Annotated in this window: 17 protein-coding genes; all 17 read right to left on the bottom strand. The window is 44.1% G+C overall.

Translation table 11 applies throughout. The features are described from left to right. Positions 1 to 164 precede the first annotated feature (164 nt). A complete protein-coding gene (locus PQO05_RS01360) occupies positions 165 to 1,223 on the bottom strand; it encodes a TerC family protein (protein ID WP_273630842.1) in 1,059 nt (352 codons plus the stop codon). Position 1,224: 1 nt separating this feature from the next. Beyond that, positions 1,225 to 2,196, bottom strand: a complete 972-nt coding sequence (locus PQO05_RS01355) for a polyprenyl synthetase family protein (RefSeq protein ID WP_273630841.1) — start codon at positions 2,194 to 2,196, stop codon at positions 1,225 to 1,227. 324 nt (positions 2,197 to 2,520) lie between these two features. Next, positions 2,521 to 3,552: an IS110 family RNA-guided transposase gene (locus tag PQO05_RS01350; protein ID WP_273629386.1), complete on the bottom strand. Its 1,032-nt coding sequence runs from the start codon at positions 3,550 to 3,552 to the stop codon at positions 2,521 to 2,523. 810 nt (positions 3,553 to 4,362) lie between these two features. Next, positions 4,363 to 5,118 carry an ethanolamine ammonia-lyase subunit EutC gene (gene eutC, locus PQO05_RS01345; RefSeq protein ID WP_273630840.1) on the bottom strand — a complete coding sequence of 252 codons (756 nt, stop codon included), beginning with the start codon at positions 5,116 to 5,118 and terminating at the stop codon, positions 4,363 to 4,365. Between the two features lie 7 nt (positions 5,119 to 5,125). Continuing rightward, positions 5,126 to 6,502, bottom strand: coding sequence for an ethanolamine ammonia-lyase subunit EutB (locus PQO05_RS01340; RefSeq protein ID WP_273630839.1), 1,377 nt, complete (start codon positions 6,500 to 6,502; stop codon positions 5,126 to 5,128). A gap of 2 nt (positions 6,503 to 6,504) precedes the next feature. Continuing rightward, complete coding sequence (gene eat, locus PQO05_RS01335) at positions 6,505 to 7,857, bottom strand: ethanolamine permease (RefSeq protein WP_273630838.1); 1,353 nt, start codon at positions 7,855 to 7,857, stop codon at positions 6,505 to 6,507. Positions 7,858 to 7,922: 65 nt separating this feature from the next. Next, positions 7,923 to 8,543 carry a tetratricopeptide repeat protein gene (locus PQO05_RS01330; protein ID WP_273630837.1) on the bottom strand — a complete coding sequence of 207 codons (621 nt, stop codon included), beginning with the start codon at positions 8,541 to 8,543 and terminating at the stop codon, positions 7,923 to 7,925. Beyond that, positions 8,531 to 9,715, bottom strand: a complete 1,185-nt coding sequence (locus PQO05_RS01325) for a tetratricopeptide repeat protein (protein WP_273630836.1) — start codon at positions 9,713 to 9,715, stop codon at positions 8,531 to 8,533. The genes PQO05_RS01330 and PQO05_RS01325 overlap by 13 nt, the downstream gene beginning before the upstream one ends. Beyond that, the gene (locus PQO05_RS01320) at positions 9,694 to 11,841 is read right to left on the bottom strand and encodes an urea transporter (protein ID WP_273630835.1); all 2,148 of its coding nucleotides are present in this window, start codon (positions 11,839 to 11,841) and stop codon (positions 9,694 to 9,696) included. Before PQO05_RS01320 ends, PQO05_RS01325 begins: the two co-directional genes overlap by 22 nt. Then, positions 11,842 to 13,188: a type III PLP-dependent enzyme domain-containing protein gene (locus PQO05_RS01315; protein ID WP_273630834.1), complete on the bottom strand. Its 1,347-nt coding sequence runs from the start codon at positions 13,186 to 13,188 to the stop codon at positions 11,842 to 11,844. 13 nt (positions 13,189 to 13,201) lie between these two features. Beyond that, positions 13,202 to 14,257: an ATP-grasp domain-containing protein gene (locus PQO05_RS01310; protein ID WP_273630833.1), complete on the bottom strand. Its 1,056-nt coding sequence runs from the start codon at positions 14,255 to 14,257 to the stop codon at positions 13,202 to 13,204. A gap of 1 nt (position 14,258) precedes the next feature. After that, on the bottom strand, positions 14,259 to 14,504 hold the full coding sequence (locus PQO05_RS01305; RefSeq protein ID WP_273630832.1) for a PqqD family protein: 246 nt from the start codon (positions 14,502 to 14,504) through the stop codon (positions 14,259 to 14,261). Positions 14,505 to 14,582: 78 nt separating this feature from the next. After that, entirely contained in the window at positions 14,583 to 14,960 is a 378-nt protein-coding gene (locus PQO05_RS01300; protein WP_174312614.1) for a response regulator, read from the bottom strand. A gap of 98 nt (positions 14,961 to 15,058) precedes the next feature. After that, positions 15,059 to 15,754 (bottom strand): LytR/AlgR family response regulator transcription factor, encoded by a 696-nt coding sequence (locus tag PQO05_RS01295; protein ID WP_273630831.1) that lies wholly within the window; start codon positions 15,752 to 15,754, stop codon positions 15,059 to 15,061. A gap of 4 nt (positions 15,755 to 15,758) precedes the next feature. Next, the gene (locus PQO05_RS01290) at positions 15,759 to 16,949 is read right to left on the bottom strand and encodes a sensor histidine kinase (RefSeq protein WP_273630830.1); all 1,191 of its coding nucleotides are present in this window, start codon (positions 16,947 to 16,949) and stop codon (positions 15,759 to 15,761) included. Between the two features lie 67 nt (positions 16,950 to 17,016). Then, positions 17,017 to 19,845, bottom strand: coding sequence for a PKD domain-containing protein (locus PQO05_RS01285; protein ID WP_273630829.1), 2,829 nt, complete (start codon positions 19,843 to 19,845; stop codon positions 17,017 to 17,019). Positions 19,846 to 20,495: 650 nt separating this feature from the next. Then, a complete protein-coding gene (locus PQO05_RS01280; RefSeq protein ID WP_273630828.1) occupies positions 20,496 to 20,924 on the bottom strand; it encodes an energy transducer TonB in 429 nt (142 codons plus the stop codon). Positions 20,925 to 21,010 lie beyond the last annotated feature (86 nt).

The following is a 21,010-nucleotide window of genomic DNA, read 5'->3' as shown; positions in this document are numbered from 1 at the left end:
TGCTCTACTCCGTGCCGCGCCCATCGGGTTTATAGATGAACAGGCAGTGGATATAATTTACGGGGATTAGTAAATCCCCACAAGTATTAAGCACGTGTTGCAAACGCGCGCAAGATCAGTTGGGAGCGATTCTTGTTTCCTGGCTCTTGTTTCTTGCCTCTCTTCTACTCCCCCTTTAGGGAGCCGGGGGGCTTCGGAAACACCAGCGAAGCCACTATACTTACCGCCAGTATCCCTAAAATAATAAACAACGAAGTAGTGGTAGTAATACCCACATGTTCGGCATACTCTCCAGCCAGCATTTTTAGGCCAATAAATGCCAGTAATACTGCTAATCCCGTTTTAAGATAATGAAACTTATCCATCACGTTCACCAGCAAAAAGAACATCGAGCGTAAGCCCAGTATGGCGAATATATTAGAGAAAAAAACGATATAAGGATCTTTAGTTACCGAAAATATGGCCGGGATAGAATCAACCGCGAAAACCAGGTCGGTTACTTCGATGATCAGCAATACAAGGAACAGCGGCGTGATCATCCGTTTTTTATCAATCTTAACGAAAAATTGATCACCAGAAAACTGCGGATATACTGCAAAGTACTTAGAGGCAAATTTAACCACGGGATGGTTCTGCGTATCAACTTCATCCTCCTTATTGCGGTTCACAAACATCATGATGCCGGTATAAACCAAAAACGCACCGAAGATATACAGCACCCAATGGAAACGACTAATCAACGACGACCCGATAAAAATGAACAGTAAGCGCATGATTACCGCACCGATAATCCCCCAGATCAATACCTTATGATAATGTTTCTGCTCTACCGAAAAGGCGGTGAAGATCAGGATCATCACAAAAATATTATCTACAGATAGCGCATACTCTACAATGTACCCGGTAATAAATTCGAGCGAGAGATTTTTACGGTAGATGTCCAGGCTCCCCTCAAAATCATTGGGGTTTAATTTGAGGCGATGGAAGTGACTTAAATTGATTTGCTGCAACCCGGCAAAATCATGAATGTTATGCAGCAGGTGCCCATAGTTGTAAATAAGTGCGTAGAAACCCAATGCCAGGGCAACCCAAACGCCGCTCATAATACCGGCTTGCGTAAGGCTGACCGGTTTATCAGATTTGCTGAACAGCCCGAGGTCTATCGCCAGCATTAAGGCAATAAAAACCAAAAAGCCTGCAATAAACTCTATTTCGGTCGACATGCTATTTGTTCCTTTCCGTAGTAAAGCGTACTAATTGTTCAAGGCCGCGGCGGGCATCGCCGTCGGGCATGGTGTTCAGGATTTCGAAAGCCTCTTCCTGGTATTTCTTCATCTGGCTGTCGGCATACTGCAAACCGCCTGCATCTTTCACAAACTTAATGATCTGGGCTATCTTATCTAAGTCGTTATTATGGTTTTTAACCAGATTAATAATGCGCTTTTTCTCGGTACCAGTAGTAGTGTTGAGTGCATAGATCAATGGGAGGGTCATCTTTTTCTCCTTGATGTCGATACCCAAAGGTTTGCCCACATCATCGGTCCCAAAATCAAACATATCATCTTTAATCTGGAAAGCGATACCCGTTTTTTCGCCAAATAAGCGCATTTTTTCAACCGTTTCGGCATCGGCATTGGCAGCAGCAGCCCCGGCAGCACAACAAGCCGCAATTAACGAAGCCGTTTTCTGGCGAATCACCTCGTAATAGATCTTCTCATCTATATCCATACGACGCACCTTTTCCATCTGCAGCAGCTCACCTTCGCTCATCTGCCTTACCGCTTCCGATACAATTTTCAGCACCTGGAAATCGTCGTGCTCTAATGATAATAGCAAACCTTTCGACAGCAGGTAATCGCCCACTAAAACGGCTATCTTATTTTTCCATAAGGCATTGATAGAGAAAAATCCGCGACGTTGATAAGAGTTATCCACCACGTCATCGTGTACCAGGCTGGCTGTGTGCAACAGTTCAACCAAACTTGCAGCACGATGTGTAGCCTCGCTGATCCCGCCGCAAACGCTGGCCGAAAAAAACACGAACATAGGCCGGATCTGCTTGCCCTTACGTTTTACGATATAATGTGTAATACGATCGAGCAGGGGCACCGAACTATGCATAGAGGATTTGAATTTTTCTTCAAAAACATCAATATCCGCAGCAATGGGTTTCTTAATCTCGTTAATGCTTAGCATCGATAGTGTACAAGCTTTATGTTTCGTTCGGCCCCTCGGCTTTTGTGGCAAACATAGCTAAAATTATTTTCTGAATATAGCTGGTGATGAAAAGTGACTTATTTGTGGAAGGAAGGTAGTGCTTCGTGATTAAAGGTTGCATATCGGTTAAATGTGGTGCATTACGAACGTCAGTCCCGCTCAATCGCCGCGGGTTGGCTATTACTTTGTAGCCACAAAGATTCTGTGTTAAGTATCAAATATATTTTACATTTGTTTTATTAAAGGCGGCTTATGTCAGCTTGTTTAGGGCGGTCAACTTTTTAGTTGTATCGCCCTAACTCTTTAAAATGGTATTTCAATTGCTTTGTGCAGGTATCCAATGTCATAAATTTGACCAGTCTTTGCAATGATATAAGTTAGCTCCAGCAGCTTTCTCTGTATGGCTACTATGGCTTTCATTTTGATCCCATGCTTAGCTATTAACCTGGCGAATACAGCCCTAAAGCGTTCATCGTTTCTTATAGCAGCCAATGCGGGCAAATGCATGGCCTTTCGCAAATGTTTGTTCCCTTTTTTAGATATCCTTGGTTTGCCCTTTACAGAAGTTCCGGATTGCTTTTCCTGGACATCGAGCCCGGCGTAACTGACCAATTGTTTTTTACTTCGGATGAGTTCAAAACCATTCGTTTCAGCAAGTACGGTTACTGCTGTGAGGGTTCCTATGCCGGGTATGGAGGTAATGGTCTTAACCTGCTTAACCAATTGCGGATCATTTTTTATTAATTCTGCCAGTTCTGCTTTGATGTCTTTCTCCTGTCTGTTGAGTAATGTTATCCGCTCATTAACCCTGCTAATACTTCTTTCATTAGGAAAAGCTTCTGCCAGTTCAGCGTGTAGCTGATTTTTAAGCATAGTACGTTCGCCTATCAATTGGTCCCGCTCACGGGTCAGCTGCCTTAAGTCTTTGAATACTTTTTTGGGCCGCTGCCAAATCTCCAGCTTCCTTTCCAGGCCAAACCTGGTTATCGCCTGAGACGCGCTTTTGTCCGTGATCGTCTTAACATCAAGTGTTCTTACATAATTACTGATCTTGTTCGGCAATATAATACTTACCAAGTCTCCCCGATCTGAAAGATAATAAGCCAGGGCTTCATGATAAACCCCGGTGGCTTCCATCGCATAAAGTATCTTTACCTGATCTGAAAATAGCTTCTCTGTCCATTGTATAAGTTGGGAAAAGCCTTTCTTATTGTTACTAAATGTTTTGCCGGCGATCAGTTCGATATTGGTATCCTGGTCCATTTGACCAAGTGATACAACTAATTCATCCTTTGCCACGTCGATTCCGACTGTTTGTTTGAGTAGATTGATCATGTGTTCGCTAAGTTTAAACCTTAAGTGATAACCTTCCTTCGTCTTTTCTCCTGGTGGATATACTGGCTGTATAGATATACCATACGCCTTACATTCTGTTCAGACGCTAAAAGGCAAAAAAGAGGAGGCAGTATCTTTGTGTGAACATGCTTGTAATTGCTGTTTGTAACCAAACCTGCTCTCACTCTTCTTCACTTAATTAGAATACAAACATAGGAGTAACCAAAAGGCTCATCGGCAAAAGGCTTCTTTTCACACAAGGCCATACCACGCAAGCATTCAGAACACACAGGCCGGGATCTTTTGCCCTACTTGCGTTCGCTCAATCCAACCCTTCTGCAAAATCTCCAATGCCTCTTTCCGGCGCACAGGCCACCAATGTTCTGCCCGCTTTGGGCCGAAGCTGTTTGCCGATTTTTCCATTTTGTCATTGCGAGGTACGAAGCAATCTCGTCGTAAGCTTATTCGTTCTGTATAGCTACGAGATTGCCACGCTATCGCTCGCAATGACAAAATTTCAAACTCAACTAAACAACTGCAGTGATGAACCCTCAATAACCTAACAATTGTGGCATCTTAATTTTCGGATAGCACAACATCCGCCTCAATACACCCTTTAATAGAAAATTGAGCAGCCACGAGTTTTCTTTTTGGTACTTTTTCTTTTGCGGAAAAAGAAAAAGTACATCCACTGACGATTCGTTGGATCACACTACCCTTCCTAATGGAAAACGGATTTCTGCGTTAATGAACGTCACTGACTCTGTAGGTCGGGGATTGCTTCGCAATGACGGTAAAGTTTAAAGGATCTTATGACGTTATCAACCCTGCATTATCCTTCAACTCCACCCCCGATAATTTTCTTCTGAAAGCCTCCTGCACTAAATAAAAGATCTTCTCTGCTGCCGGTTCATGCAGTAAACCTTCGGGGCGGATATTAGAAACGCAGTTGCGCATTTCGTCAGTCAACCCCGGTCGGGGATTATAGGTTAAGTAAGCACCCACACTATCTGCAGAACTTAGTCCCGGCCGCTCACCGATGAGCATAATGGATAATTTGGAATTAAGGCCATGTGCAATATGATCGGCCAATGCCACACGCCCCTGGGCGGTGAGGCAAATAGGTGCTATCTTATATTTTACAGAACGGAATAGCCGGATCAAAGCTTCTACCAATTGTACTGCATTGCTGTTTACCGCATGGGCAGAAAGACCATCGGCGATAATGATGCTGAGGTCGTATTTGCCGGTATGTTCTTTTAAAATTTCTACAGATTGCTCATGAAGTAACCGGCCCAGATCCGGTCGTTGCAAATATTGATTGCGGTTTTCGGCTTTACTGTGAAGTTTAAGAATAGGTATGTCAAGGTGTTGCAGATAATAGCTGATAGCCTCGCTGTTGAGTTCAGAGTAAACTGCATCGCGGGCGTGGGCGTGTGCCAGTTTAAATTCTAGGTATTGGGTTAACGGAATGCTGTTGCCCACCCTGCCCATCGCTATGCGTGCAGCGGTAAACTCTTTAAGTGATTCCCAGGGATCAGTGGTTATTACAGCAGGCTTCTTCATTTCAGCATTAAAATAAATGATCCATTAACCTGCCCATCGCCTGGCTGTGCGTAAGCCTGCCGGTATTATCAGTAATGCCCTGCTTCAACAACCATTGCTCAAATTCGGGAGCCGGGCGCAAGCCTAAAACCTTACGCAGGTACAAGGCATCGTGAAACGAGGTGGATTGGTAATTGAGCATAATATCATCAGAGCCCGGTATGCCCATTACAAAATTGCACCCTGCCACACCTAATAAGGTCAGCAGGTTATCCATATCATCCTGATCAGCTTCGGCGTGGTTGGTATAGCAAACGTCTACGCCCATAGGCAGCCCTAACAGTTTACCACAAAAATGATCTTCGAGCGCTGCGCGGATAATCTGCTTACCGTCGTATAAATATTCGGGGCCGATAAAGCCAACCACCGTATTCACCAGCAATGGATTAAATTTCCTGGCCACAGCATAAGCTCTCGCTTCACAAGTTTGCTGATCAACCCCGTGATGTGCATTAGCCGATAAGCAACTGCCCTGCCCGGTTTCGAAATACATTACATTGTTGCCTATAGTGCCACGGTTGAGAGAGAGGGCTGCATCATAAGCTTCGTTAATTAGATCGAGGTTAATGCCAAAACTACTATTTGCCTGCTGTGTACCTGCTATGGACTGAAAACAAAGATCGACAGGCGCTCCGCTGTTAATCAGCTCCAATGTTGTAGTAATATGGCTCAGTACACATGATTGCGTTGGAATATCAAATTGCTGCCTCAGCGTATCAATCAGCTTTAATAAGTTAGTTACACCCGCTGGACTATCCGTTGCCGGGTTAATACCAATAACCGCATCGCCGCTGCCATAAAGCAGGCCATCTATCATACTGGCGGCAATCCCTCTGGGGTCGTCGGTTGGGTGGTTGGGTTGCAGGCGGGTTGAGAAATGGCCTTTCAGACCGATGGTATTTCTAAACCTGGTTACCACTTCACATTTCTGCGCCACGGCAATCAGGTCCTGGTTGCGCATCAGTTTAGATACTGCCGCCACCATTTCGGGCGTTAAGCCCCATTTGAGGCTTTGCAGGGTTGCCGTATCAATATCATCTCCCAATAACCAATCACGAAACTCGCCGACGGTTAGGTGGGCGATGGGTTCGAAGGCAATGATATCGTGACTATCGATGATTAATCGGGTAACCTCGTCAGTTTCGTAGGGGATGATGGTAGTGTTCAGAAAGTCTTTCAGCGGTACATCGGCCAGGGTAATCTGGGCTGCTACGCGCTCTTCGTAAGTGGCGGCTGCAATACCTGCCAGCACATCGCCCGAGCGGAGCGGCGAAGCCTTTGCCAGCAGATCTTTCAGATCTTCGAACCGGTAAACATGCTGGTGTATGGTGTGCTGGTAAGCCATCGTTATTCGGTTGAAATCATTACGGCAGCTTGCTCCAAAAGTACATCATCTTTGATGGCGATCTTGTGTTTACCTGTCAGGATGAAAATCAAAATAGACACCGCCAAACCTGCAAAAAAGATGTAGCTAACCGTTAAATTATAGTACATAATAGCCACCAAACATATTACTGAAATAAGTAATGCCAAAGCCGGAAAAACCGGGTAAAACGGAGCGCTAAATGTGCGCTTTAAACCCGGCTCTTTTTTGCGGAGGATAAACAGGCTAAGCATGCTCATCATATACATCACCACCGCACCAAGTACAGAGAGGATAATTACCTGGCTGGTTGTCCCAGTAAACAAGGCAGCAAAACTTACAAAGCCCCCTGCTATTACCGACCAGTGCGGTGTTTTAAAACGGTGGTTGATCCTGGCCAATCTCCGTGGTAAATAGCCGCTTCGTGCCATAGCAAATACCTGTCGCGATGAAGCGAGGATGGTGCCGTGGAAAGATGCGATCAGTCCGAATAATCCGATGCTGGCAAATATTTTGGTGAGCCCGTTGCCCTTGCCCAGTACTACGGCTATGGCTTCGGGCAGTGGATAATCAAGGTTGGAGAGTTTGCGCCAGTCGGTTATGCCGCCGGTGAGGATCATTACACCCAAAGCCAGAAAGGTAAGTGTGGCAAGGCCGGAGATATAGCCTTTGGGTATATTCTTCTCGGGGTCTTTTACTTCTTCTGCAACCATGGCAACGCCTTCTATCGCCAGGTAAAACCAAACGGCGTAAGGCAAGGCGGCAAAGATGCCCGTCCACCCGAAAGGCATTGGGTTGGCTACATAGTTGGCCATTTTAAAATGCGGGCCGATAACGCCCATAAATAACAGCAGTTCGGCCACCGCCAGTATGGTGATGAAAACTGAGAAGGTGGCCGATTCCTTCACTCCTAAAATATTGATGAAGATAAACACCACATTAAAAAACAATGCCGAAGACAATACCGGGATGGCCGGGTATAAAAAATGCAGGTAACTACCAAGCGCAAAGGCAATGGCAGGTGTGGCCAATAGAAAATCAATAAGGGTAGCATAACCGGCAATTAACCCGCCAAACGGCCCCATGGCGCGATAGCTGTAGGCAAAGGCGCCGCCTGCATGTGGTATGGCAGTGGTGAGTTCGGTATAGCTGAAAATGAAGGTAACGTACATTACCGTGATGATGAGCGTGGCAATTAAAAAGCCAATAGTCCCGGCTACGCCCCAGCCATAATTCCAGCCGAAATACTCGCCGGATATAACCAGCCCTACGGCAATGGCCCACAAGTGAATGGGCTTTAAGCTACGTTTTAGTGTTTGTGCAGATGCCTGGTTCATGGAACAATTTACCCCGCTTTAAGATACTAAAAGCGTGTGAATAAATTAGTTCAGAAAGAGAAATGTTACTTACAGCGGGCGAGTCCATCTTCGCTCGAATCGTCACCTGGTTTAATCAGGAGGGCTTTTTCGAAGTATGGACGAGCCTCTGCCTTCTTGCCGGACAATAGAAGCGACCAGGCAATCATGTGATTTCCGTCATAGTCAAACGGGTATAAGTTAATCACACCCCTAAAGCATTTAATGGCAGAATCATATTGCTTGTGATTGTAATAAATAATACCCGCCCAATAATTGGCCTGCGTATTTTGCGGATCTATTTTTAAGATGGATAGGTACTGATCTAAAACTTTATCCCAGCTTTTTAGAAAAGACAATGGTTTTACATAGCCAAATTTAGCCTCGATCGACCCCGGTTTAAGGTTTACCGCCTTTTGATAGTACGATTGTGAAGCGTTATAATTCTGGTTTAAGTAGTTAAGCCAGCCCAGCCTGATGTTGATTTCGTAGTTATTATCAGCATAATAGGGCGAAATATCATTAATGGCGGCTGTGTAGTTTTTATTCGTCTCGTCGGCATAACTGTTATGAAACGCTTTTTGTAAAACGGCATTAGTTTGTGCCTGTAATTGCAGGGTAAGCAGCAATGCAAGGGCAGTAAATAATGGTCTTTTTAAAACTTCCATAAAAAACCTAAAGTAAGCGAATTTTGGTTATAGTTTATGGGGAAATAGGCATCGGCCTTTTGCTCGTAAGTATAAATTAACCGCAATTGTGCATGAATGTTTAACTGGTAAAAAGCTGTTTCATTAAACTTAAACTTGGTGTTATCAACCGAGTTATAAACATACAAACCGTCAGAATCAAGGTAATCTTCCTGGCTGCCAAACGTTACGCCCGATTCGAGCCATGTATTTTTAACAATCTTAAAGCCAATGGCCTGGTTAAAAATAAAGTGATCTTTGCTTTTCAAATACTTGTCGGACAGGCGGCTTATCGTATACACATTTAGATTGCCCGATGGGTAATAAGTTAGTTTGGCGTTGTATTGGGTAATAGGTTGCTTAATAATATCGCCGAAATTAACATCGCCCTGTAAATCAACATCGGTTCCCTGATATTTAATACCGGCTAACCATAAATTACTGCGATATATAGTGCTGTTATATTTGGTAGTTAAATAATGGTACGAGCCAATCAACGTAAAGTTTTGATTGAGCATATAACTCAGCTTGGCAAAGTATTCGATCTGATCGTCGGATAACTTGTACCTGTCTGATCGTGGTCCGAAACCAATCCGATTGATAATATCCTGGTTGTAATAAATGACAGATTGCTCCAGTTGTAAACGCCAGCCCAGTCGATTGCTAAAGCCGCCATGCGTATAAAAGCCATTGCCGCGCCTGCTGCTGCTCACAAACTTTTCACCGCTTTCAACACCCATGTCAAGCAAGCCGAATGGCGATACGCCTTCTTTTCTTAATGTCCCTTTATCCAGGTAACCGGCGTTGTATGATGCCTGCAGATAGTTGTTTAAAAAGTTGGCGCTGTAGTACGCATAGTAACGGGCAGTTTGGTTGTAGGCATCTTTTTGCAATACCCGGTTATATTCGGCCAGGGCCTCTTTGTAGTTATTGGTAATGAAATAGGCAAATGCAATCCGCAGCCTCAAACCCGGAAAATCGGTACCGGCCGCCAGTGTTTGATGGCCGTAATTAATCATTTCCTGCCAGTTGCCTGCTTTTGATAGTGCTGCCGAAGTACTATCGGCAACCATAAAGCCGTTATCCTGGGCTTTAAGTTTTTGAAAGCCACAGAGCACGATAAACAGCAATATCACATATTTTCTGTAGTCCATTGTGCTTCAATTGTTGTTCCGTTGTAGCGGATGTTAAAACCCTGCAAACTATTATTGGCAACATTTAAGGTGGCTTCCATCACCGGGATACTATTATCTGTTTGTTTTGATTGTATAGCCACACCATTTTTTTGAGGCTGATAACTGCTTTGATATTCGAGCCTGATGAAACAATAAAATGGTGCTATTAAATCCTGTAAGCAAAGTTTTGCCTTGTTAGTGGTTTGCTGTATAGGGTAAACATCGTGTGCTATAATACTTTCATTACTGCTGAAAATTACTTTAAACGCAGTTAGATAAAAATAGTATATCAAGGAATGCTTATCGCCATAAAAACTGGTGAAATAAAATACAGTGCCATTATTAATAAAGTAAGCCGAAGCCCCGGTTTCTTTACTGTAGATGTAAGATTGGTTCAATTCATCGGTATAAACCTCCACAATCTCCGACCGGTTCGCAGTGCTTATTTTAGCCATATAGCCCGGTTGCAAATCGAAAGCTTTTTTGATGGAGGTATTGATCTCGGGCGAACTTAAAACAACACCTTCCTGCGGAATGGTAAAGCTATGGAATGGATCGCCCTGCTTATCATTAGTGGCATAATAGGCAAAAGGATAAGCCAAAGTTTTAGAACCGATGTAAGGTGTAGCCTGCGCCTGGAAATGCAAATGTGGCTCCGGTGAGCGGCCGGAGTTGCCGCATAAACCTAACAGATGGCCTTGCTTTACTGTATCGCCGGGGCTTACCTTGATGGAGAGTTTTTTGAGGTGCGACACTTTAGAGTACAGCCCGTTGGTGTGTTTAATAACTACGGTGTTGCCCCAGTTTTCTTTGTCGTTGGTTTGGCCGATGGCGTTATCCTCGATATAGTCAACTACATTCTCAACCACACCATCGCCGCAGGCCAAAACGGGTTTGTTGAAGCAGTAATAATGTTCAGGCAATGTGCCGGGGAGTTTATATGTTTTTTTGTCCTCGTCTTCAATTACAAAATCGAGCGCCTGGCCCCATTCATTTTTATGGGTGATGGCTCCATCATAGCCTTGCGAAACCGTCCAGCTGCCCATAAATGGTAAATGGAATGGAAAATATTTGAAATCGTTTAACCTTTCGGCATGGTTTAAAAACTGGTACAAATTGCGTTCGGGCGAGTAATGCTGGATGCTGATTAAATTGAGCTGACGAGGATTTTTACGCAGCTTTAATACATACAACAAGGTGATATTAATTAAGCAAAAAGGCAGCGATAGTACCGGCAGATAATAAACGCCGAGGATACCGGTAAAGGCATTCACCAAAATTACAACAACAGGGATAGATAGAACAGCAGCCAAGTATGACCGCCAGGATGGAATGATAAAGAAGCCGCCCACCGCAGCGGTAGTCATCATAAAGTTGGCGCCGAGGTGGTAGTAGCTAATGCCATCGGGATAAGTATGTGTAATGGCATTCAACGCACATGACGCTACAAAGCCAATTACTAACAGGCTAAATGTAATGCGCGAATGAATCAACAAGCCGATGCTCATCAGCATACCAATCAGCATATTATTCTGAAACAATACAGCACTTAGCGAGCGGAAAAACAGGTTAAGATAAAAAGGACACTGAATAACCAGATAACCTTGAAACCCGGCCAGTGTGCCCGGGCAGTTATACAATTCTTCTAACAGGTAACTGCTTTTTTGCTGCAAGCCTGTTTTAAAAATGCTATTGGCGGCCAGCAACACAATCCAAAACGTAATGATAAAAGGTAACGACAATACCGGTAAGCCCGATTTGTTAAAGCGCTCCGTTAGTATAATGGTAGCCACTACTACAATTAAGCAGGCAACGGCCAGCCATAGAAAAAACAAAATATTTACATGGTAGAAAGTCCCCAATGCTATACCCAATAACAAGGCGTTAAAACTATAAATGCCCAATTGAATATTCTCTCGCTGGTAACCCATTGCGCGGACGACGAGCAACGAGAAAATCACACAAGCCAAACCGCATGCACCAACCTGGACATTGAAAAAGGTTACCAACAGCAAAATAATACCCAGTACCCTGTTCTGCGAAAAAAACAGCACCGAGTAGGTATTAATAATGGCCTTGATAAATCCGGGTATGCCTTGTTTCATTTATTTGAGATGGGGCGGTGTATGTTCGGGCTCTTCTATATAGTTCAGCGTTTCTGATGACCGGATTACGTGTGTTTGCTGCTGTTCATCTATCAGCACCACTGCCGGGCGTTGGGTAATAAACTGCATCCACTGCGTCATGTTGTAGGCACCAACTTTGTGTACTACCATATATTCGCCGGGGTTAATTAAGGGCAGATTAACACTCTCGCGTATTACATCAATATTCATACAAAGCGGACCGTAAACCGTCATATTTTCCACATGCGGCGTAAAATCCTGCGCGGGGCTAATCTGGTGTTCGTACCAAAAAGAGGTAAATAACAGGTTCACGCCAAAATCAACCACCATGGCACGTTTGCCATCGCCCAGGCGTTTGTTGGCAACTACACTGCCCAGTAGGTATCCGGCATCATCAATCAACATGCGACCGCTTTCCAGTATCAGTAGCGGCAAATCATCATTCGAGAAGCCGAAGTTGAGCAGGGTGGTAGTAATCACTTCCGCAAAATCATCGGCCGATGGTACAGTATCAGTTCCTGGTAGATAAGCGCCTTTTAAGGTATTGGTTGATGGGAAGCCGCCGCCCAAATCCAAATATTCTATCGATTGCTTTAGCTGATTTTTGCAGCGCACGGCCAATTCGCACATTTTGGTGGTGGCGATGCCGTAAGCGTTTGTCGATAGCATATAGGTGCCGATATGGCAATGCAGGCCAACTAATTGCAGTTTCCCCGAGTTGATGATCTTGGTGATGGCAGTCCAGGCCTCGTTGTTTTCATAATTAAAACCAAAGCGGTCCCACAGCGGGTAAACACCGGTATCCATATTTACGCGGATGGCTACGCGGGGTTTTATCACTAAATTTTCACTGAGGCTGATAAGCAAATTCAGTTCTTCAAAATGATCGATATGGATCAGTGAATCATTCTCTATCGCCAGTAACAGATCTTCCTTCGGCTTATTTGGCCCGTTAAAGATGATTTTGTTGCCCGGTACACCATTGCCTATCGCCTTGCGGTATTCGAAACCCGATACTACCTCTGCCCAACTACCTTCCTGGTGAAAGATGTTGCAAACGGCGTTGAGGTAATTAGTTTTATAACTCCAGGCAAATTGAACTTTAGGGTAACGCGTGCTGAAAGCCCGGTAAGCCGAGCGGTAATTTCTGCGGATCTGTTTCTCTGACAATACAAAAACCGGCGACCCATATTGCGCTATCAGGCTTTTTACAGCCACGCCATCAATATGCGTAAAGGCCTGGGCATCGGTACGGGTACCGAATTTGTTCATAATCCCGGCGTTTAGCTTTTTGATGTAGGGTCGTTCGTATTTCAATTTTTGCATTGGTATTCAATAATTAAAGTTCGCCACGTGCTGAGATCTGCTGAAAGTCAACAATATCAACCACATGGTCCCACGAGTAGCGGATAAACAGCTTGCCTACCTGGTACTCGTTCATCGGCTCGGGCATCTCGCCAAAGGCCATCTTTACTAAAGCCTCCGGCTGGTTTTGCCCGGCAGCCGCGGTTAAATAAATCCATGCCGGGAAACGCGGGTTAATTTCGAGGATAAATAAATTATCATCGGCATCGCGCATTATTTCCAGCTCGTAACCACCGCGCCAATTGGTGGCTTTGGCAAATTGGTTGGCCAGGTCAATCAGCTTAGGGTCTTCAATAGTTACCCCCGCCCAGGCCTTGCCTTTATCTGTTATGTATAATTTACGCATGGGGATAATGGAAATGTTATTGCCATTACCATCGCCCAGTGCAGCTATATTTATTTCTGTACCCTTAATGTGCTGTTGGGCAATTACCGGATGTCCCCATGTTGCGCTTAACTGGTGGAAAGCTTTGATGGCCTGATCCATGGTATAAGCCACATAAGCCTCGTAAAATTTCCCCTTAATCATCAGCGGAAAGTTTAAATCTTCCTTCGCTTTTTTAAGGTCATCGATGCGGAAAAGCTTGCGGTCGGCAGGTACATTAAAACCATGCTTCTTGCCGAAATCGCCCAGGTTTACCTTTTCTCTCAAGGCCAGTTGCTCATGCGACGGCAAATAAGTACGGATGCCCATTTGCTGTAACTGCGCACTGATCCTGATAAAGTTATACAGCTCCGAATCAAAGTTGGGGATTATGAGATCCAGCTTTTCCTGCTCGTTAATGTAGGATATACGCTCCAGTAAAGCGGCTGTGCCTGCAGTTGGGTAGGGAATCTGATAGGTTTTGTTAACCAGTTCATGCATGTAAATACCCGGCTCCATCGACTCATACGAGAGGCCGATAATTCTGATATTGTTACCCAAGCCTGCCTTCAAAGCACGGATAACAGCTATACCCGGGCCCGGATTATCGTTGGCATTAAGGCCGGTAATACCGATGCATAAATTGGCGTATCTGTCTGCTGTCATCTTATTCAAACTCCAGCAAATTAGCTTCTTTTAGTTGTATTATCCAATCATCCCAATCCCGGTTCAATTGTCCGGCTGTAACCTCGTATTTATTGAGGATACTTTGTTTGATCTCTGCCTCGCTATCGCCGTTTTTCATTGCACCGATAATGTCGGTAGCTATGGCATTGCCCGAAAATGAATCGCCAGTAGCGGGGTTAAAGATAAACCCGTTCTCACTCGTAGCTATATTCTTTTTAATTTTCATTGCAATGGGCAGGCGGTGGTGCGCTTTGGTAAATATAATTACCAAAAGTACAGATGATCAATTATGTTTCAGCAAATATTACGAAGCTATTAAATAATCTATGCGCGAAGCCAAAACATTCATGTCTAAAGGTTTCACAAACAGGGCATCGCATTTATAAGAATCGGCTTTTGATTTACGGGTTTTAAATGCCGTAACCACAATGATCGGGATGGCTTCCATCTCGCTGTCGTTTTTAAAATCCTGGCAAATTAACTGGCAATCGTTATCCAGTAAAAGGTAATCCAGGATAATCAAATCGGGGTTTATTTGCTTGGCAGTATCGTACACCATGTTGGCATCGTACATAATATGGATGTCGAAATCGCCATAGTTCATAATATCATCAACAACCGATAGCATCCTGCTGTCTTTGTCTAAAACCAATATCCGTCTTTTTTCGCTCACTAATTTCATAACGTGCTGATTTTAATTGTTAAAACTAAAGTCGCAACTATGAGAAGCAAACGGACAGGTGTATCGCTGAATGACAGGATTTCACCGACGAACGCAAATTATTTAGACCACTCGCGGATAAAATCAGAGTAGTTGTTTCCTACCGGCAGTTCGGCGGTGTTGAGTTTTACCTTACGATTATGGATAGATTTGATCTGTGCTTTAGCCACCGCAAAACTACGGTGAATGCGGATGAACTGGCTGGCCGGCAATTTCTCCAGCACGCTTTTGAGCGACATGAGGGTGAGTATCGGCTTCTCGGTATTAAGCAGGTAGATCTTGATATAATCCTGCATGCTTTCAATGTACTCGATGTCTTTGAGGTTGATCTTAATCATGCGGTATTCGGAGTGCACGTACAGCGACTCGTCTTCTGTCGATTCTGCAGATTTGTATTTGGCATAATCGAGCGCTTTGTGGATGGATGCGGAGAAGCGTTTGAGGCTGATGGGTTTCAGCAAATAATCCAAAGCCTGTAATTCAAAGCCTTCGAAGGCGAAGTTTTTATAGGCTGTAGTAAATATCACCATCGGTTTTTCGGCCAGCGAACGTACCAGGTCAACGCCGGTAATGTCGGGCATATCAATGTCGATGAACAGGATATCAACCTTGTTCTTCTTCAAAAACTCTGCACCAGATACTGCATCCTCGAAAGTATGCAGCAACTGTAGTTCCGGAAACTCAGCAATATACTTTTTCAATATCTCCAGCGCCAGAGGCTCATCATCAATCGCAACACATTTTAAGGCCGTCATATCTTTAAGCGTCAAGTTCTAAGGTTACTGTAAACAGTCCGTTTTGGGTATTAATATCCAGCTTATGCTTGCCGGGATAAATATGCTGTAAGCGGCGTTTGGTGTTCGATATGCCGATCCCTTTGCGTTTTGAGGTCGATGCCCCATTCTCGAAAATAGGGTTTTGGCAAAAGAAAGTGATCTTCTTAGCACTCACATCCAGCCTGATATTAATCACCGATTTTTCGTGCTTGCTTACACCATATTTAAACACATTTTCTATAAAAGTCATTAATACGAGGGGGGCAATTTTTTGGTTTAAGATCTGTCCGTTTACCGTAAAATTCAAATCAGTTGTTTTACCGAGGCGAAGTTTTTGCAGATCGATGTAATCATTAATACAATCAATTTCGCTTTGCAGTAAAACGTAATCTTCGCCCACCTCATCGGTTACATAACGCATAATGTTCGAGAGCTTCATGATACTTTCGGAGGTATGCTCGCTATCTGTAACAGAAAGTGCATAAATATTATTAAGCGTGTTGAACAGGAAATGTGGGTTAATCTGAGCCTTTAAGAAAGATAACTCGGCATGCGCTTTCTCGGCTTCGGCACGTACTACCATGCGCTCAGTGAGCTGCCATTTTTGTACGGTGCTAATGGCTATACTTAAACCGATAACAATAATAAAGATGAACAAGCCCACCATATCGATATTGCCCGACTGGTGTATGAAAATGATTTTGTTCGATGGCTTAAACCGCGGGTCCTGCATGCGCATATCCTGGTGGGGCAGCGGGCCGAAGGGCAGGTTTTTCTCATTAGGCGTTGCGGTGTCGCTGCCGATGTTGGGTATCGAACTATCGTGCAGCGGCATGCCCTGCGAGGTAATTAATTTGGAGTTTTTGAGCAGATTGTTCTCCAGCAGGTTATCAAAAGGTTGGAGAAAATAAACACAGCCTAAAAGCAACAGAATGATTAAGCCATAACGGATATATAGTTTCTTAAACACCAGTTGTGGTACCAGGTACCAAGCGTTTAAGTAAAACATAAAAATATAGGTTAAGCAAAACAGCCAGTAAAACGGCGATGCGATAATAACGAATGAATTGCCCCGCACCTCCTGCGTTTTGTTCATAAACAATAGCGGGAAGCCCAGAAATATAAGCCATCCGGCAGCATGGATAAAAAAGGTGGTGGCTTTAGAGCGAAACATTCGTATTGTTGATATTTTCAAAAATAGTGTATGTGCAATGTATTTGTATCAGTACCCGATTTAAATTTTATCTGATAATAGTTAAACTGCCCGACATAACGCTGCGCCCGTTTTTGGGATTAATGACGTAATAGTAAACACCAACCGGCAATGCCGCACCTTTATAAGTACCATCCCAAGGCACAGGATAACCAATTGTTGAATATATTTTTTCGCCGTATCGGGTAAAAATTTCGACTGTGGCATTAGGGTAGCTGTTTAAATATTTAATATTCCAGGTATCATTAATGCCATCGCCGTTGGGTGTAAATGTATTGGGCACTACAGGTGCTTTTAATACCGATACAAATGTCTGCGCAACTGCCACGCAACCATTAGCAGAGGTGGCGGTTAAAGTGTACTGGGTATCATCGCTCGGGTTGGCAATAGGTGTTAATGATGTAGGGTCGCTTAAACCAGTAGCTGGTGTCCACTTATAAGTAAGCCCGGTGCTGGTTGTGGTAGCGTTAATGGTTAATTGCCCACCCTCCAATACAGTTAAGGTAGCCGGTGCCGAAATTACAGGTGTTGGATAAACAATTACCTGTTGCGATGTTGCATACGAGCAACCCGTATTAGCCGTAAACAAATAGCTGATAGTAAACGTACCCGGCCCGGCTGTAGCCGGATTAAACAACCCGGATGATGAAATACCCGTGCCGCTAAAAACGCCTGTTCCGGTGAAACCCTGTGTGTTTGTTGCTATTTGTACAGGTGCATCTTCCTGACATAATGGGCCTATTGCCGAAACTACAACCGATGGATTGGCATTTACAACAATATTTTTATCGGCAATAGCAAAGCAGGTACCGCCGCTATAGGCTTCCATGCGCACATGGTAAGTTTTAGTTAATGGTGTGCTGAAGCTGCCATAATTGTGGTTGAACTTGGCAGTAATGGTATTATCATCGAGCGTATAGGTGCTGTACACGTCGGGATTGCTATCAAAATCGTAATACATTACAATTTTGGTGATGTTACCAAAATCAACACTCGTGTTATTGTCGAATATTACATCATCGCTGCTGCATAAATTGTTCACATTCTCTACCGTGAAGCCTGCTACCGGTACTGCACCATTAACCGTGAATGCTTTTGTTTTAACCGCACCCACACAACCGTATTTAGAAGTAACTGTTAAACTAACCGTATAATTGCCCGCCTGCGAATATTTGTGCTTCGGGTTTTTGTCTGTTGATGTATTGAGGTTAGCTACTGTTGCACTGGCATCACCAAAATTCCAGAGATAAGTAAAATCGCTCTGGGTATTATCGCTGATGGTGCTCAGATCGGTAAATTGTGCAAAGGCATCAGACAAGCAAACATCGGGCAACGAAAAATCTACAACGGGCAATGGGTTCACTACAATATTTTGCGGGGTTATATCACTGGTACAACCACTGGCAGATGTTACCTGTAGGGTTACTTTATAAGTACCTGCAGTAGTGTAAGTATGGGTAAATGGCGTGTTGGTGGTAAGGGTTTCGGTGGTTCCGTCGCCATAATCCCATGCCCATTTGGCCAAGGTGCCGGTTGGGGTCGATTTATCCGTTAATGTTACCCCTACGCCAGCACACGCCGGTGATGAATATGTAAAAGCAGCAACAGGTTTAGCATTAAGGGTTACCGTATGTGTAATATAGCTCTGACAGCCACTGCCTGTTGTTGTTAATTTAACGGTATAAGTTCCTGCTGTTGTGTAAGAATGCGATGGGTTTTGCAGTGCCGATGTTTGCCCGTCGCCAAAATCCCATAGCCAGGAGCTGATGGTACTGCCCGAAGTGGTAGAGGCATCTGTAAACACCACTGCATCGCTCAAACACCCCGAATTAACAAAAGTAAACGCCGCAATGGGTGCGGCAGTTACCGTGAGGTTTAACTGTGTGGAGGCAACCTGACAGGCTACCGACCCCGCATTAGCAGCTTCTGAGCTTACCAACCGGTATAAATAAGTACCGGCAGCAGTCGGCTGGGGTATAGTTGTTGTGATAGTGGTTGCGCCGGGCGTGGTTAAATTGCTCCAGGTAACGCCATTGTCGCTGCTCACTTCCCATTGGTAAACCGGGCTTACATAACCGGGCGAAACTGATGAGGTTAATGTATAAGTTTGCGTACCACCTGCACAGGTTGATTGTGTGATAACCGAACTTGTTGAGCTGAAACTGCTAATCATCTGAGGGCCGCATGGGCGAAAGGTAATATCATCCAAAGCCAAATCATTAGCAGGTGCGCCACCGTTACTGTTGTTGGTCATCTGCACTACCACATCGGTAACACCGTCGGGGGTTTTAAAATATAAACCATATTGTTTCCAGGTTGGCCCGCTTGGGGTTAAGGGGATAGTACCTGTAGTGTAACTACCCAATGGCACACCGGCCGTTGTTGAGATGGTAAATGTAATATTAGGCGGACTAATATCGCTCGACCGTAACAGGTTAACTACCCATGCAGCAAACTCATACGTAGTGCCGGGACAAAGGCCGTTTACTGTAGTTTTATAAAAATAATCTGTTTTTGATACGCTGGCGTTCACCACCATCATATAGCCGCCGGTATTGCCGGTATGGTCTGTGGTTGACCACCATACATTGCCTGCACCGGCGGTAGTATTTTCTATCGTATAAGACCCATCTGTGGGGAAATCGGCATTACTATAAGTATAGCTTGTTGTACCTACAGGCAAAGTGTTGGAGTGCACAGATGTACCCGCGCCGAAAGTAATATCAACCACCGGGTCGCCCAGGCTGCCGGTACACAATTGCGCTAAGCTTTCAGTCGAATTTATGAGTAATAAACTGATTGTAAGGACAATAAATAATAAGGCGTTTCTTTTGCCGGCAATAGGGTTTTTATACATATCAATAGTTTCCGCAGCTAACCCGGAAACACTTGTATTTCCCGGATTAATTTAAAGGTGGCTATTGAATGCCCCTAAAGGCAATGATGTGTCGCTGAATTGGGATTATGTATAGATGAATAGGATGAAAAAGGGAGGACGGATTAAAGATGATGGAGAAAAGACTTGCTTAAACCCAACACGTCATTGCGAGCGATAGCGTGGCAATCCCCGACCGAAACGTGCTGACTTCAATAACGCACAATCCGTTTTTCATTAGGAATGGTAGTGTGAATTATGAATCGTTAGTGGATGTTCATTTCTGTTTTTCGCATTTGTGTTTGTTTTTTAAAGGTGCTCAAGAGGGCTTCGCCATTCTCTCAAAAAGAAACGAACCAAACTTAGTGTAGCGATTTCATGAACTCCTTAAAAAACTAAAAGCAACGTGAATAACAAAAGTCGTGGCTGCTTTATTTTCTTTTAAAGGCAGTAGTTAGGCAGGTGTTGTGCTGCCCGAAAATCAAGAGGCCACATTTGGTTGGTTATTTGGGGTTTTTCGATGCAGTTGTTCACGTTCAATTTTAATAGTCTCCACAAACAAGACGCTTGTGGAGACTATTCTTTTTAGATCAAGACACAGGTTTAGTATATGTTTTGTACCCTTATTTATTTTATTTCGCCGGGAGCGTAAAAGAAACCGGTACATAATATTGCTGCCTAACCGGGTTTCCATTTTGGGTACCTGGCTCCCAAAGCGGCGAACCCGACATTACCCGTACAGCTTCCTTGCTTAGTAATGGATCAGCACTATTAACGGCTTTTATATCGGTTAAAGCTCCGTCTGTTTCTACAATAAAGCTAAGTACAACCCGGCCTTGAATGTTTTTACTGCGGGCTTCAGAGGGGTAACGAATGTTTGAGCCCAGATATTTACCAAAGGCACTAACTCCTCCAGGAAACGTAGCCGATTTCTCTACCGTTGTATAAATTTTGGAGGTGTCTTTAGTTGTGCTTTGAGCCCGACTATAGCTAATTTGTAAAGCGAAAAGGCCTGCTACAAACAAAGTTTTAGCAATGAGGCGCTGCATTTTTACTTGCATATTGTTTTGATTTAAAAGGTTATATTAAAGATAAATCTTTTATTGAAAGACAACTAATTTTTTAGGTCAAAACATTTTATTTTGCA

The sequence above is a fragment of the Mucilaginibacter jinjuensis genome, from assembly GCF_028596025.1.
GTDB classification, from domain to species: domain Bacteria; phylum Bacteroidota; class Bacteroidia; order Sphingobacteriales; family Sphingobacteriaceae; genus Mucilaginibacter; species Mucilaginibacter jinjuensis.
The sequence above is the reverse complement of the archived record's forward strand: the minus strand, read 5'-3'. Positions and strand labels throughout refer to the sequence as shown.